Here is a 14358-nt window from a genome sequence, read left to right on the forward strand (position 1 = left end):
CCGGATCGCGCAGCGTGTTGACGATCGGGCACAGCGGGATCAGCGGATCGCCCTCGAAGTACATCTGCGTGATCAAGCGGGTGGAGATCGAGGGCCCCATCACCGAGACGTGGATATGGGCCGGGCGCCAGCTGTTGACATCGTTGGGCCAGGGATAGGGGCCGGGCTTGACGGTGCGGAAGCGATACCAGCCCGACTCGTCGGTCAGGCAGCGACCGACCCCGCCGAAGTTGGGGTCGAGCGGGGCGAGGTAGCGGTCCTTCTTGTGACGGTAGCGGCCGCCAGCGTTGGCCTGCCACATTTCGACCAGCGTGTGGGGCACCGGCTTGCCGAACTGATCGACCACGCGGCCGAACATGATCACGCGCTCGCCGATGGGCAGGCCGGCCGATCCCGCCAACGCGGGGTCTTCACGAAAGTTGAGCAGCAGGTCGTTGTCGTGCGGGCCCATGCGCAAGCGGGTGAAGTCGGGACCGGCGCGCTCGGAGACCGTGGGTGACAGCAGGCTGACCAGGGCCTGCCTCGGCGAGCGGGCCACCGTGGTCTTGTAGCCCGGCGCATGGGCGGGCGGATGCCAGTTACGGTCGCGCGGCACATAGTGCTTGTTATCGTTGCTGGGCATGTCATTCTCCAACTCTTAAAGCGTGTTTGAACTGGTTAGCCGGACAACCTGGCCCCGGCGGTACACGAGCTTGCTTCCTGGAATCCGGCAGCTTCACGGCGTCAACCAGAAGAGACTCAGCGCCGGAAAGATGATCAGCAGCGCCAGGCGCAAGAAGTCCGAGATGATGAACGGCGCCACGCCGCGAAATATCTCACCCAACCCCACATGCGGGGCCATCGCCTTGATCACGAACACGTTCATGCCTACCGGCGGGGTGATCAGGCCGAGCTCCACGGTGAGCACGGTGACGATGCCGAACCAGATCGGGTCTATGCCCAGCGCCTGGATGATCGGATAGACCACCGGCACAGTGATCACCAGCATGGCGATCGAATCCATGAACATGCCCAGCACGAAATACAGCAGCAGGATGCACAGCAGAACCACTACCGGCGACAACGAGAGGCCGAAAATGAAGTCGCTGATCGAGAACGATATCCGGGACACCGAGATGAAATAGCCCAGCGTATCGGCGCCCACCAGCATGAAAAACACCACCGTCGATAGCGCCAGCGTCTCCTGTACCGCGGCCCATAGCTCTCTGCCACGCAGTCCCTTGAAAAGGGCATAGAGTAACGTGACGAAAGCCCCGACACTGGCGCCCTCGGTGGGCGTGAACAGCCCGAAGTAGATGCCCAGAATGATCACCAGGAACACGCCAAAAAACGGCAGCAGTCCGGCCAGCGAGGCGAACTTCTCGAGCCACGAGGTGCGTTCGCCCGACGCCGCCAGCGAGGGCCTGAGGTGCACCACCACGGTCACCGTCAGGGCGTAGAATAAAAGCCCCATCAGCCCGGGAACCAGCCCGGCCATGAACATGTCGCCCACCGACTGCTCGGTAAGAATGGCGTAGATCAACAGCGCGATGCTCGGCGGGATCATGATCCCCAGCGTGCCGCCTGCGGCCAGCGCCCCGGTGGCCAGACCGCGGTTGTAACCATGACGCTCCATTTCCGGCAGCGCGACGCGGGTCATGGTGCTGGCGGTGGCCAGTGACGATCCGGAAATCGCCGAGAAGATACCGCACGAGCCCACCGCGGCGATCGCCAGGCCGCCCTTCCAGCCCCCGCAGATCACCCGTACGGAATTGAACAGCTTGCCGGCCATGCCGGAATGCGCCGCCAGCACCCCCATCAGGATGAACATGGGGATCGCGCTGAAGCTGTAGTTCGACAGCACCTCGACCGGCACCGACTTGACCATCGACAGCGCAGCGCCCCAGGAGATCACCTGAGCAAAGCCGCCGACGCCGACGATCAGCATGCACAATGCCACTGGAACGCGTAGCACCATCAGTACCAGCAGCAACCCGAGGCCCAGGGCGCCGATCATTTCACTACTCATTCGACGCTCTCCACTTGGTGGGCAAATACCGCCCCGAGCGCGGCGTGGAGCAGGCAACGCACGCTGAGCAATACACACAACCCCGAAGCGATGGCATAGATCGGCGCCATCGGCAGGCGCAGGTCCTGGGTAGTCTCGCCGTGAGAGGCAGCGCTGGCCGCCGCATCCCATAACCCAAACGCCAAAACCAGCCCCAGTACCACGAAGCCCAGCAGGTAAACGCCGGCGATGCGCGCCTTGAGGGAATCGCGCAAGCTGTGGCTGAAAGCCTCCACCACCACCTGGCTCTTCTCGACATTGGCGGCCATCGCCGCCAACAGCGCGAACAGCATCAGGTAACTGACCAGCTCCACGCTACCCACCACGCTCAGCGAGAAGGCCCCGTCGCTCAAGCGGTAGAGATAGCGCAACGCCACGTCGACCACCGTGACACCCAACAGGCCGATCAGGGCGATGCCGGCGATGAGCCGCGAAAAGACTTCCAGCCAACGGCTGAACCGCAAAAGCGCATGCATGAATCGGGCTCCGAATTATTGCGCGCAGGCCTGGCTTGCATCCTGCGCGGCCTGGTAGACGTCACGCGCCTGATCGCGACCACGCGATTCGAGATCGCTCAAATAGCCGTCGATGCCATCCTCGAGCGGCTTCTGCCAAACGGGGTCGTCAAGCGGGTTGTCGACCACGCGAATGGTATCGCCGGCCTCTTCGGCCTGCTGCTTACCCGCCCTGTCTTCAGCGGCAAACACCCGACCGGCCTTGTCCGCCCATTTCATTCCCGAGTTGTCGTCGATCACTTGCTGCTGTTCAGGGGTCAGCGACTCGTAGGTGTTCTTGTTCATGGTGGCGACGAAGATCAGCGTGTAGAACGGCACCTGGGTGTGATAGCGGGATAGCTCGTTGAGGCGGAAGCCTTTCATGCCCTCCCAGGGAAAGCTCAGACCGTCGATCACGCTACGCTGCATCGAGGTGTAGATATCCGGCGCGGGCATGCCCACCGGCTGAGCGCCCATGTTCTCGAGAATGTCTCCGGCGACCGCGGTGGGTCGGCGGATGCGCAGGCCTTCAAGGTCCGCCGGCTTCTGCACGTTGGTTTCCTTGGTATGGATGTAGCCCGGCCCGGTGGTGAACATGAACAGCACGTGGGAATCGTCATACTCGCCGCTGATCTGGCCGTCGTCGTAAAGCGTCTGCAACACGCAGGCACCCTGCGGAGCCGACTCGGCGACACCCGGCAGCTCGACGATCTGGCTGAGCGGGAAGCGACCGTTGGTATAGCCCTGAGCGGTAATGCCGATATCGGCAATGCCATTGACCGCGGCATCGTAGGTCTCGTCGGCCTGGCTCAAGGTCTGCGAGGGGAAGTTCTGAACCTTCAGCGAGCCGCCCGACTCCTCTTCGATGGCCTTGGCCCATTTCTCGAAGATCTGCTGGTTGATGGCCGAACCACCTGGCCAGAAATGCGACATGCGAAGCGTGGTGTCGGCTTGGGCGGCAGCGGCCGCTCCAGCTACCGAGAGTGCAAGAACGGTGCGAGCGAAGATGCGGTTCATGGTCGAGTCCCTGTTATCCGGCGGTTTCTAATATCGACTGATATCTTTGCGGGCCAGCCGCACTTCGTCCATTAGACGAACGTTAGTTCGTCTTGCGAACTCAGTGAGAACTGATGCTCTCACTCGCTCTCCTCTCCCCACCCCAGTTGCTTGGCCAGCGAGAAGGCGTGATTGGCCGCCGGCACCCCGGCGTAGACCGCCACGTGCATCAGCACCTGGCGCAGCTCGGCCTCGCTCAGGCCGATCCGCCTGGCGGTCTTGAGATGCAGCGTCAGCTCCTCGCGCCCCAGCGCGGCAAGAATCGCGGTGGTGATCATGCTGCGCTCGCGATGATCGAGATCCGGGTTGGTCCACAGCTCTCCCCAAGCCAGTCGCGAGATCATCTGCTGGAACGGCCGGTCGAGTGAGGTCGACTGCTGGGTGGCACGGGCGACGTGGTCGGCGCCGAGCACCGCTCGGCGCGTCTCCAGCCCGGTGGCAAGATCGACGCCCTGCTCGGCCATCGCCGGCGACAGTGACAGCCGCGCCAGCAGCAGCTCCACCAGGCGCGCCGGCGCCTCCAGCGAGGGCACATGGCCCACGCCCTCGAGAATCGTCGGGGCCTCGGCACCACACTCCTCGGCCAGCGCGGCGAGGGTCGACGGTGGCGTGGCGCCATCCTCGCTGCCGCCGATCAGCGTGAGCGGTACCGCCCGTGTCGCCTCACCGGCGTTGGCGCCCAGACGCCCGACGAAGGTGTGGCGGCCGAGCATCTCGCACAGCAGTGCGTAGGACTCGGCCTCGTTGCGCGACATCGCCACCCGCCAGCCGGCGGCCAGGGCCGGGTCGGCCTCGGTGTGCGCCGGCGCGAACCAGCGCGGCACGATCTCCGCACTCATCACCGCCAGCCCCTCGCAGCGCACCCGGTTGGCGCGGGTCTGCCACATCTCGGCGCTGCCGATGACCGCGCCGGTGTTGGTCAGGGTCGCCGACAACAGGCGCTCGGGATGCGCGCTCAGCAGCTGCTGGCCGATCACGCCGCCGATCGAGGTGCCGGCGAAATGGAAGCGCTCGGCCCCGGCGAGATCGGCCAGGGCCAGGGCCTCGGCGGCCAGCGTCGCCGGGGTGATCTCGCCTCGCGCCGCGGGCCAGCCGGCGCTGGCGCCGTGTCCCGGCAGATCCCAGGTGAGCACGCGGAAGCGTCGAGTCAGCGGGGTGATGACGCTGTCCCACACCGCCTGGCTCATCCCCAGCGGGTGGGCCAGCAGCAGCAGCGGCTGGGTGTCGCCACCGAGCAGACGATAGGCGACGGTGCGGTCATCGAGCGTGACGAAAGGCATGACGAGGCTCCTTGGTTCGAGTGCGCGAGGCAATTATCGGACAGTGTCTAGGTGAACGTGGCCAGGGCGACGAACGTCCCCGCAATGGCAACGCCCGAGATCACCAGCCAGATCAACAGATAGCCCATGATGTCGCGGGCCGAGAGCCCGGCCACGCCGAGCAGCGGCAGCGCCCAGAACGGTTGGATCTGGTTGGTCCAGCCATCGCCCCAGGTGAACGCCATGATGGTGCGCGCGGGATCGGCGCCGAGGGCGTAGGCCGCCTTCATCATGATCGGCCCCTGGATCGCCCACTGGCCACCCCCGGAGGGGATGAAGAAGTTGACCGCCCCGGCGGAGAGAAAGGTCCACAGCGGGAAGGTCTCGCGGGAGGCCATCGAGATGATCGCCTCGGAGAACTGGGTGACTAGATCGGCATGGGTCATCATCCCGGCGATGCCGGCGTAGAGCGGGAACTGCACGATGATCCCGCGGGCGGCGCCCACCGCCTTCTCTACCGCGCCCAGGTAGGCCGCCGCGCTGCGGTGCAACAGCAGGCCCAGGGTGAAGAAGATCAAGATGACCGTGTTGAGATTGATGCTGAAGTCACCCTTGGCCACCTCGCCGAGCAGATAGGCGGCGGCGAGCAGGCCCAGGAACAGCGTCGGCAGCCGGCTGTGTTCGAGCCAGTCGGAGAAACTGCCGTCGCCGCGCTGGGCCGGCGCCTCCTCGGCGGGGTCCGCCGCCTCCAGGCGCACGATCTGATCGGGTTGTTTCTGCAGCATGAAGAAGGCCACCAGCAGGGCCAGCAGCGCCAGGGTCAGGGCGATGTTCCAGCTGGCGTAGAGGGTCTCGGAGACCGGCACGATGCCGATCGCATCCTCCATGAAGTGACCCGGCGTGGCGATCACCAGCGGGATCGAGGTCGAGGGCCCGCGCACCAGCTCGCCACCGTAGGCGGCGGCCACGATCAGCGGGAAGTGCACCGCCACCCGGCGCCCCATCTCGCGGGCCAGGATCGCCCCGGCGACCATGCCGAAGCCCCAGTTGAGGTAGTAGCAGACGAAGCTGACCACGATGGTGATCGCCAGCGCCTGGCGCGGCGTCGAGGCCTGCCGGGTCAGCGCGCCGAGCAGCCGCTGCATCACCGGCGTCAGCGCCAGCACGTAGCCGGTCAGCAGCACCAGCACCATCTGCATGCCGAACTTGAACAGCGAGGAGAAGCCCTCGCCCCAGTACTGCGCCATGTCCAGCGGCGTACGCTCACCGAGCACGATGCCGAGGACGAAGACGATGGCGGTGAGAATCACCGCCAGCACGAAGGCGCTGGGCAGATAGCGCTGCACCACACGCACGGAAAACTGCGTCACCGCTTGCATCGAGGTTCCCTCTAGCGATTTGTCGTTACGGGTTGCTGCTGACGAGCGTCACACCCGCTCGATCACCGTGGCGATGCCCTGGCCCACGCCGATGCACATGGTGCACAGAGCGAAGCGCTTGTGGCTGCGCGCCAGTTCGTAGGCCGCCGAGCTGATGATGCGCGCCCCCGACATGCCCAGCGGATGGCCCAGTGCGATGGCGCCGCCGTTGGGGTTGAGCCGCGGGTCGTCGTCGGCCACGCCGAGTTCGCGGGCGCACGCCAGCACCTGGGCGGCGAAGGCTTCGTTGAGTTCGATCACGTCCATCTGGTCGAGGCTCATGCCCAGCCGGTCGAGCAGCTTGCGGGTCGCCGGCACCGGGCCGATGCCCATGATGCGCGGCTCGACCCCGGCGGTGGCCATGCCATGAATGCGCGCGATGGGTTCGAGCCCGAAGCGTGTTAGCGCCGCTTCGCTGGCCACCAGCATCGCAGCCGCACCGTCGTTGACCCCGGAGGCGTTGCCGGCAGTGACGGTGCCACCCTCGCGGAACGGCGTCGGCAACTTGGCCAGCGCCTCCAGCGTGGTCTCCGGGCGCGGATGCTCGTCGCGGTCGAAGATCAGCGGCGCCTGCTTGCGCCGCGGAATCTCGATCGGCACGATCCCCTCCACCAGCCGCCCGGCCTCCTGTGCCGCCTGGGTCAGTTGCTGCGAACGGTAGGCGTAGCGGTCCTGATCCTTGCGCGAGATGGCGAACTGCTCGGCCACGTTCTCGGCGGTCTCGGGCATCGAGTCGACCCCGTAGCGCTTCTCCATCAACGGATTGACGAAGCGCCAGCCGATGGTGGTGTCCTCCATCTGCTGGTTGCGCGCATAGGGGGAGCCGGCCTTGCCGATCACGTAGGGGGCCCGCGACATCGACTCGACGCCGCCGGTGAGGATCAGCTCGGCCTCGCCGGCACGGATCGCCCGCGCCGCGGTGCCGATGGCGTCCATGCTCGAGCCGCACAGGCGGTTGATGGTGGAACCCGGCACGCTGGTGGGCAGCCCCGCCAGCAGCGCCGCCATGCGCGCCACGCTGCGGTTGTCTTCGCCGGCCTGGTTGGCGCAGCCCATGATCACGTCGTCGATCGCCGCCGGGTCGAGCTGCGGATGCTGCGCCAGCACCGCCTCGAACAGCCGCGCCGCCAGATCGTCGGGGCGCACGCTCGCCAGGGCGCCACCGAAGCGGCCCACCGCGGAGCGCAGCGGCCGGCACAGATAGACGTCGTTCATGCGTTCTCTCCCATCTCGTTGCCGGCGTGGTGGCGTGCGGTGCGCGCCTTGAGCTCGCGCAGTACCTCGAGCTCCTGCTCACCCGGCTCGGGAGTGGTCTCGAGCCGCTCGGCGAAGCGGATCTCCCAGCCGGTGGCCTCCTGAACCTGCTCGGCGGTCACGCCAGGGTGCAGCGAGACCACCACCAGCTCCTTGGTCTCGGGATCGGGCTTCATCACGCACAGATCGGTGATCACCCGGGTCGGGCCGCGGCCGATGTGGGGCACGCCGTCGCGAGCGGTGCCGTCGCGGCCGAAGCCGACCGTGGTGACGAAGTCCACCGCCGCGACGAAGGTACGCTTGGAGTGCTTGACGGTGATGAACACCTCGCCCGCGTTGGTGGCGATCTCAGGCGCCCCGCCGCCGCCCGGCAGCCGTACCTTGGGCTCGCGGTAGTCACCGATCAGGGTGGTGTTGAGGTTGCAGTAGCGGTCGATCTGGGCTGTGCCCAGGAAACCGACGTCGACGTGCCCGCCCTGCAGCCAGTAGCGGAACATCTCCGGCACCGAGACAGTGGTCAGCGCGGTCTCGCACAGCTCGCCATCGCCGATCGACAGCGGCAGCACATTGGGTTTGGTCTGCAGGGTGCCGGACTCATAGATCAGCATCACGTCCGGGGCATGGGTCAGGCGTGCCAGGTTGGCCGCCTCACTGGGCAGGCCGATCCCGACGAAGCAGGTGGTGCCGTTCTCCAGCGCCCGGGCGGCGGTGACGGTCATCATTTCCGCAGCGGTGTAGTCGAGGCTCATCAGGCGGCTCCTCCGGCGTGGTAGACATGTTCGTCGAGCCAGGCGGCAAAGGCCTCGCGGTCGCGGGCGATCGCATCCCAGGCCTTGTAGAAGGCGTTGTCCCGCGGGTAGTAGCCGTGGGCGTAGGAGGGGTAGGCGCCCTGCTCGGCCACGGCGATGGCATTGATGGCCCAGCCGGGGATGACGCAGGCGTTGGGGCCGGCCTCGAGATCGTCGACCACCTCTTCGACGGTGACGATGCTGTGGCGCGCCGCCAGCACCACCTCCTTCTGCACGCCGATGATCCCCTCCACCAGCACGTTGCCGGCACGGTCCGCCTTCTGCGCGTGGACGATACCCACGTCCGGGCGCACCGCCGGCACCGCAGCCAGGCGCTCGCCGGTGAACGGGCACTCGATGAACTTGATCTGCGAATTGACCTTGGGCAGATCGCTGCCCACGTAGCCACGCAGCACCGCCAGCGGCAGACCGGCGGCACCGGCCTCGAAGGCGCAGGCCATGGCGGCGTGGCTGTGCTCGAAGATCTCCAGCGGCTGCGGATAGCCGTGTTCCACCGCATCGCGCAGGCGGTGCAGCGAGCCCACGCCGGGGTTGCCACCCCAGGAAAAGATCAGGCGGCGGGCGCAGCCGGCGCCGATCATCTGGTCGAAGATCAGATCCGGGGTCATGCGGATCAGGGTCAGCTCACGCCGCCCCTGGCGGATGATCTCGTGCCCGGCGGCAAACGGAATGAGATGGGTGAACCCTTCCATGGCAAGGGTTGCCCCATCCTCGACATGACGCGCCACGGCGTCGTGGAGTGACAGGAATTCGGCCATCGTGCTCGACTCTCAGGTTGGTCCCACCAGGTTTGTCTCACACACAATGTTCGCTAAACGAACTCTAGTTTGTGATACGAACACGCTATCCTGTCGTCACTTCGTGGTCAAACGCTGAGCACAACGGCTCACGCAGAGCCGCTTTGTGGTGCCTCTGTTTTTATGACTTAAAATCAATCATTTAAAAAGATTGCAAATAGGAAAGGCAGCGGTCGACCTGGTGCAGGCTACTACCAATGTATAGTTCGATTGAGAGCGCCGACCGCACCTCGTCAGGATCAAGGTCCTCGGCGACGGCACTGAATTCGAGCAGCACCTCGGCGTAGTCACGACATTCACGGCGGGCCTCTTCTCCCGCACGCTGCGCCAGTTCCAGCGCGTCGTCGCTACTCATGATGTCGCATAACAGGCGCGTCGCCGGTTCGGCCATGATCGCCCCGCCGCTCAAGCGCAGATTGCGCTTCATCGACGCCTCGTGGACTTCCAGGCCCTCGAGCAGCGGCACCATCGATTCCAGCGCCCCCTCCAGACTGAGCACGGCATCCAGTAGTGGCGCCCATTCGGCGTGCCACTCGCCCAGTCCCCGCTCCAGCGGTTGCGCTCCGGCGTTGACGATGACCCCATGCTGACCGTGAATCTGGCGCGCGGCGGCACGGATACGCGCGCAGGCGACCGGATTGCGCTTGTGCGGCATCGACGACGATCCGCCCACGCCGGGGGCCGCGGGTTCGCTGAGTTCACCTATCTCGCTCTGGCACAGCAGCGCAATATCCAGTGCCGCTTTCTCCAGCGCCACGGCAACGGCATCGACGGCCCCCATCAGTTCGAGGATCGGCTGGCGGTCGGTATGCCAGGGCAGCAGGGGGCTCTCCAGCCCCAGCGTCCGTGCCAGAGCCTCCATGATCGCGATGCCACTCGGGTCCAGCCCGGAATGGACGCCCACTGCACCGCCGAACTGCACGTAGAGCCGGGTGTCGACCACCGCCTGCAATCTCTGCTCCGCCTGGCACACTCCCCAGGTCCATTGCGCCACCTTGACGCCGAAGGTGATGGGCAATGCCTGCTGCATCAAGGTCCGTCCGATCATCGGCGTATCCCGGTAACGCCGCATCAGCTCGCCCTGGGCCCGGCGAAGACGCGCCAGATGCGACAGGCACGACTGCAACCGGGGTTTCAGCAGCAGCATTAGCGCGGTATCGACGATGTCCTGGCTGGTCGCCCCCCGGTGAAAGGCCGGCTTGAGCGCCTCCGGCAGCATCGACCGCCCCTGCTTGACGAAAGGAATGGCAACATTGCCCCCCTTGCCGACATCGTCCGCCAGCGCAGCGAGATCGAAGGCTTCAGGGCGCAACGCCTGTTTCAGCGCCGCGGCGGTACCGGCTGGCAGCAAGCCTTCGGCCTCCTCTGCCCGAGCCAGTGCCGTTTCGACCTGGCACAGGGCTGCGACGACGGATTCCGCGTCCAGGGCGTCAATCCCTGCGCGGCTCATGAAGGGGTGGCGAAAGAAGTGATCGAACATGGAAGGCCCCGTCTGTGCGGGTCGTATGCCCGCCAAGCACTGACAATGGATGGTGGCGAGCATCGCCGACCGGTGTGGCGCTCGCCGTTGTACAAGGGGCAGAGCGCCCCGGACCTGGTGCGACACTCGACTCCGGCAAGCAGCCGTCGATGGTGTTCGAATAGCGTCAACAAGTTCGCATTATGAATTTTCGAAACCTGCCAGTGTCAAGCTGGCGCCTGTCAGCGCCCCGCCGAGATCCGGTGGCACCTCGAAAGCATGCGGCAACGGTGGTACTTCACGCCTGGCCATGACCTTCGTCTAACATCAACTCGCCCTTGCCGTCAGGCATTGCCCCGACGCGGTCTCTTCCTGCGAATCCCGCCATTCCTGGCCCTCGCACCCGGAAAATTCTCTGGAACAGATGTTCGGCTTTCGAACTTTTCTCTGACACCGTAAGCTCACAGCCATCGATCCGGCAGACAGCAAGGAACTTCCAGGCATGCCCAGCAAGGATGAAATGCTTACTCCCGACGACCGAGACTTCGTCACCGCACTCGCCAGTGGGCTCGAAGTCATTCTCGCTTTCGATCAACAGTCGCCACGCATGACCCTCAGCGAGGTGGCAGCCAAGACGGGGATGAACCGAGCTCGTGCGCGTCGCTTCCTGCTCACGCTCCATGCCCTGGGGTACGTGCGCAAGCAGCACCGTTCCTTCGAACTGGCGCCCAAGGCGCTCCAGCTGGGGTATGCCTTTCTCTCCTCCAACGGCTACCGCACGGTGATCCAGCAGCATCTCGAGGCGATCACCGAAACGACCGGGGAGTCGTCGTCGATGGGCGTGCTGGATGGAGACGAGGTGACCTACGTGGCACGCTCGGCGGCGCCGCACAGGCTGATGTCGATCTCGCTGTCGATCGGCACGCGCCTGCCGGCGGCCTACACTTCGATGGGACGTGTGCTGCTGAGCCAGCTGACGCCGGAGGAGCAGGATGCGTTTCTGGCCCGGGTGACGTTGATGCGGCACACCGAACACAGCCTCACCGACAAGTCGGCGCTGCGCGACTCGCTGAAGGCGGTACGTGAACAGGGTTACTGCGTGCTCGATCAGGAACTGGACTCGGGACTGCGCTCACTGGCCATTCCCGCCTTCGATGCCCATGGCGAGCTGATCGGCGCGATCAACGTCAGCACCAATGCCGCCCGTATCAGCATCGCCACCCTGACCGACGAATTCCTGCCGATGCTGCACGACAAGGCGGCGCAGATCGCGACACAGGTCAATTGACCCCTGGTGGCACGGGCGCCGCTCAAGTGAATTCACTTGCCGCTGGCGCCCCCGGGGCCCATGCTATTAGCCATAAGTCTAATTGGCAGCGATCAGAGCTTCGTGAACACCATCCTCGGCGCCATCATTCCCATCTTCATTCTGCTGGGTATCGGCTACCTGGCCGTGCTCAAGCGTATCGTCGACAAGGCCCATATCCAGGGCATGGGCCGCTACGTCATCAATATCGCGTTGCCGGCACTGGTGATCCAGGCGCTGCTGGAGCGCCCGCTGGGCGATGTCTTCAACGTTCCCTATCTGCTGACCTACGGCCTCGGCTCGGGACTGGCCTTCGCGGCCATGTTTGCGTGGGGCACCTGGCGCAGCGATCAGCCGCTGGAGCGCCGGGCGATGTATGCGCTGGGCACCTCGGCTTCCAACAGCGGGTTCATCGGCTATCCGGTGGCGGTGCTGGTGATCGGCCCCACGGCGAGCATCGCCATGGCGCTCAACATGCTGATCGAGAATCTGCTGGTGATTCCCACCGCACTGGTGCTGGCGGAGTTCGCCCGCCAGCCCGACAACGGCTTCTGGGCAACGCTCAAACCGGTGGCCGTGCGTATCCTGCGTCATCCCCTGATCATCGCCATCGCGGCCGGCACGATACTGGCGGCGCTGAACCTGCACCCGCCGGAACCGATCGCCCGGGTGCTGCAGATGCTGGCGGCATCGTCGTCGCCGGTGGCACTGTTCGTGATCGGCGGGACGCTGTGCGGCTTGCGAGTGAGAGGCATGGTCGGAGACGTCTCGCAGATCGCCCTGGCCAAGCTGCTGCTGCATCCACTGAGCGTGCTGCTGATGATTCTGCTGATCCCCGGGCTGACGCCGGTGTTCGCCACCGCCGCCATCATCTTCTCCTGCGCGCCGATGCTGAGCATGTATCCCCTGCTCGGGCAGCGTTACGGTTTCGCCGAACTCGGCACCGCTGCGCTGGTGATGGCGACGATGCTCTCCGCAGTGACGCTGGCGCTGGGGATCTGGCTGAGCCATCTGTGGTTGATGTAGGTCGCGCCGGCCCCGCTAGGTTCTCGATGCCAACAGCGATTCCAGGGCGTGCTTCCCCTGTAGTGCGGCCATGCCCGTCGGCATGACCCCGAGCGAATCGCTGAAGATCTCCAGCGACAGCGGCCCCCGATAGCCGGTTCGTTCTAGCGCCGTCATGAAACGCTCGATGGGCAGCTCGCCGTCACCGGGAAACGCCCGCCGGTGGCGGCTCAGCGCTTGCAGATCCTGCCCCCGCGGCCACGGCGAGTCGGCCAGTTGCACCAGGCCGATCCGGTCGCCGGGAATCGTGGCGAGGGTTTCCAGTTCCAGCTCCCGGGCCAGGATGTGATAGCTGTCGAGAACGATGGAGAGCGCCGGATGATCGGCCTGTCGAACGATCTCCCAAGCGTCGCGATAATCGAATACGTGGCGCCCCCAGGCCAGCGCCTCGAATCCCACCCGCAGCTCTCTTTCGGCGGCCAGCTCGGCCAGCTCGCGCAGGGTCTCGGCTGCTCGACCATGATCGTTCGCGGCCTCTTCCCGGGTGCTGCTGCAGGCGAGCAGGAAGTCGCCGCCGAGATCCGCCAGCGTATCGAGGTGGCGCCTGGCCTCGTCGAGCATCTTCCGGTGCAGAGCGGGCGGCAGCGCCTCGGCGTCCCGAAACGGCTGTAGCGCCACGACCGTCAGGCCAAGCTCCCGACAGCGATCGCCCACGGCTCGCGGCGACAGCCCACTGGACTGCAGGTCGTCGACGAAGATCTCCACGCCTTCGAATCCGGCCCGCGCGATCGCCTCGAGCTTGTTGGTCAGTTCGCCACTCAGGCAGAGCGTCGCCATCGAAGTCTTCGTCACCGGTTTCACACACGTCCCTCCCTTTCGATGCGCACCATCGCACTATTCGCCCGAGTCTTTAGCCTAGAAGAAAACGATAACGAGGCCATGCATTCGATACGTCGATACATCATCTACGCTGACCGCATGGTCGCTGGCCGGGTCCGGATGGCCTGGAACGACAACGACAGATACCGATCTTGGCCAGGGAGGCCGCTGCGTTATGTCAGGATCACTGAAGGGAACGCTCTTTATCACGTTGGCAGCGATGTTCTGGGGGATATCCGGCGGCCTGGCGAGTCTGTTAATGCAGCAAGGTTGGGACCCTTACCTGATATCGTTCTACCGCGGCGCGATCGGCCTTGCCTGCATGCTGGCCTGGTTCGTCGTCCATCCATTGCGCAACCTGCGTTTCGGCTGGCGACTTGTCGTCTGGTCGGTGGTCGCGGGCCTTGGCGTGGCCGGCAACTTCACCTTCTACTTCCTGAGCATCTCGAACGCCAACGTGGCGATTGCCGCCACCTTGATGTACACCGCACCGCTGTTCGTTTTTCTGGTGTCCTTCGCCTGTGGGCTGGAAAAACCGACGCTGGGCAAATGGGCCTCGATCGCCGCCGTGATGG

The 14358-nt window shown here is 65.4% G+C and carries 14 protein-coding genes; 3 read left to right on the plus strand and 11 right to left on the minus strand.

The window, feature by feature from the left end:
• The 10 genes from AC3AYF_RS10285 to AC3AYF_RS10330 form a co-directional block, all read right to left on the minus strand.
• On the minus strand, window positions 1–622 hold a 622-nt coding region (locus AC3AYF_RS10285), incomplete at its 3' end, for a dioxygenase family protein (RefSeq protein WP_487779703.1).
• Window positions 623–715: 93 nt separating this feature from the next.
• Window positions 716–2008, minus strand: coding sequence for a TRAP transporter large permease (locus tag AC3AYF_RS10290; protein WP_295038980.1), 1293 nt, complete (start codon window positions 2006–2008; stop codon window positions 716–718).
• Window positions 2005–2523 (minus strand): TRAP transporter small permease, encoded by a 519-nt coding sequence (locus AC3AYF_RS10295; protein WP_149437188.1) that lies wholly within the window; start codon window positions 2521–2523, stop codon window positions 2005–2007. The genes AC3AYF_RS10290 and AC3AYF_RS10295 overlap by 4 nt, the downstream gene beginning before the upstream one ends.
• 15 nt (window positions 2524–2538) lie before the next feature.
• On the minus strand, window positions 2539–3558 hold the full coding sequence (locus tag AC3AYF_RS10300) for a TRAP transporter substrate-binding protein (protein ID WP_295038982.1): 1020 nt from the start codon (window positions 3556–3558) through the stop codon (window positions 2539–2541).
• 119 nt (window positions 3559–3677) lie between these two features.
• Window positions 3678–4877, minus strand: coding sequence for an alpha/beta fold hydrolase (locus tag AC3AYF_RS10305; protein ID WP_295038984.1), 1200 nt, complete (start codon window positions 4875–4877; stop codon window positions 3678–3680).
• 47 nt (window positions 4878–4924) lie between these two features.
• Window positions 4925–6235, minus strand: a complete 1311-nt coding sequence (locus AC3AYF_RS10310; RefSeq protein ID WP_295038987.1) for a short-chain fatty acid transporter — start codon at window positions 6233–6235, stop codon at window positions 4925–4927.
• Between the two features lie 48 nt (window positions 6236–6283).
• Window positions 6284–7489, minus strand: a complete 1206-nt coding sequence (pcaF, locus tag AC3AYF_RS10315; protein ID WP_295038988.1) for a 3-oxoadipyl-CoA thiolase — start codon at window positions 7487–7489, stop codon at window positions 6284–6286.
• Window positions 7486–8277, minus strand: coding sequence for a CoA-transferase subunit beta (locus AC3AYF_RS10320; RefSeq protein ID WP_295038990.1), 792 nt, complete (start codon window positions 8275–8277; stop codon window positions 7486–7488). The genes pcaF and AC3AYF_RS10320 overlap by 4 nt, the downstream gene beginning before the upstream one ends.
• A complete protein-coding gene (locus AC3AYF_RS10325) occupies window positions 8277–9095 on the minus strand; it encodes a CoA transferase subunit A (RefSeq protein WP_295038992.1) in 819 nt (272 codons plus the stop codon). The genes AC3AYF_RS10320 and AC3AYF_RS10325 overlap by 1 nt, the downstream gene beginning before the upstream one ends.
• Before the next feature lie 181 nt (window positions 9096–9276).
• A complete protein-coding gene (locus tag AC3AYF_RS10330; protein ID WP_295038994.1) occupies window positions 9277–10614 on the minus strand; it encodes a class-II fumarase/aspartase family protein in 1338 nt (445 codons plus the stop codon).
• Between the two features lie 481 nt (window positions 10615–11095).
• Between AC3AYF_RS10330 and AC3AYF_RS10335 the strand changes: the two genes are divergently transcribed.
• Entirely contained in the window at window positions 11096–11881 is a 786-nt protein-coding gene (locus AC3AYF_RS10335) for an IclR family transcriptional regulator domain-containing protein (RefSeq protein ID WP_295038996.1), read from the plus strand.
• Between the two features lie 102 nt (window positions 11882–11983).
• Window positions 11984–12925, plus strand: coding sequence for an AEC family transporter (locus AC3AYF_RS10340; protein WP_487779704.1), 942 nt, complete (start codon window positions 11984–11986; stop codon window positions 12923–12925).
• A 15-nt stretch (window positions 12926–12940) separates the two neighbouring features.
• On the opposite strand, the gene AC3AYF_RS10345 is transcribed toward AC3AYF_RS10340, so the two are convergent.
• Window positions 12941–13765, minus strand: coding sequence for a sugar phosphate isomerase/epimerase family protein (locus tag AC3AYF_RS10345; RefSeq protein ID WP_295038999.1), 825 nt, complete (start codon window positions 13763–13765; stop codon window positions 12941–12943).
• Between the two features lie 238 nt (window positions 13766–14003).
• Here AC3AYF_RS10345 and AC3AYF_RS10350 point away from each other — a divergent pair.
• Window positions 14004–14358, plus strand: a 355-nt coding sequence (locus AC3AYF_RS10350; RefSeq protein WP_487779705.1) for an EamA family transporter, incomplete at its 3' end; no start/stop codon positions are given.

This window comes from Salinicola sp., assembly GCF_982684285.1.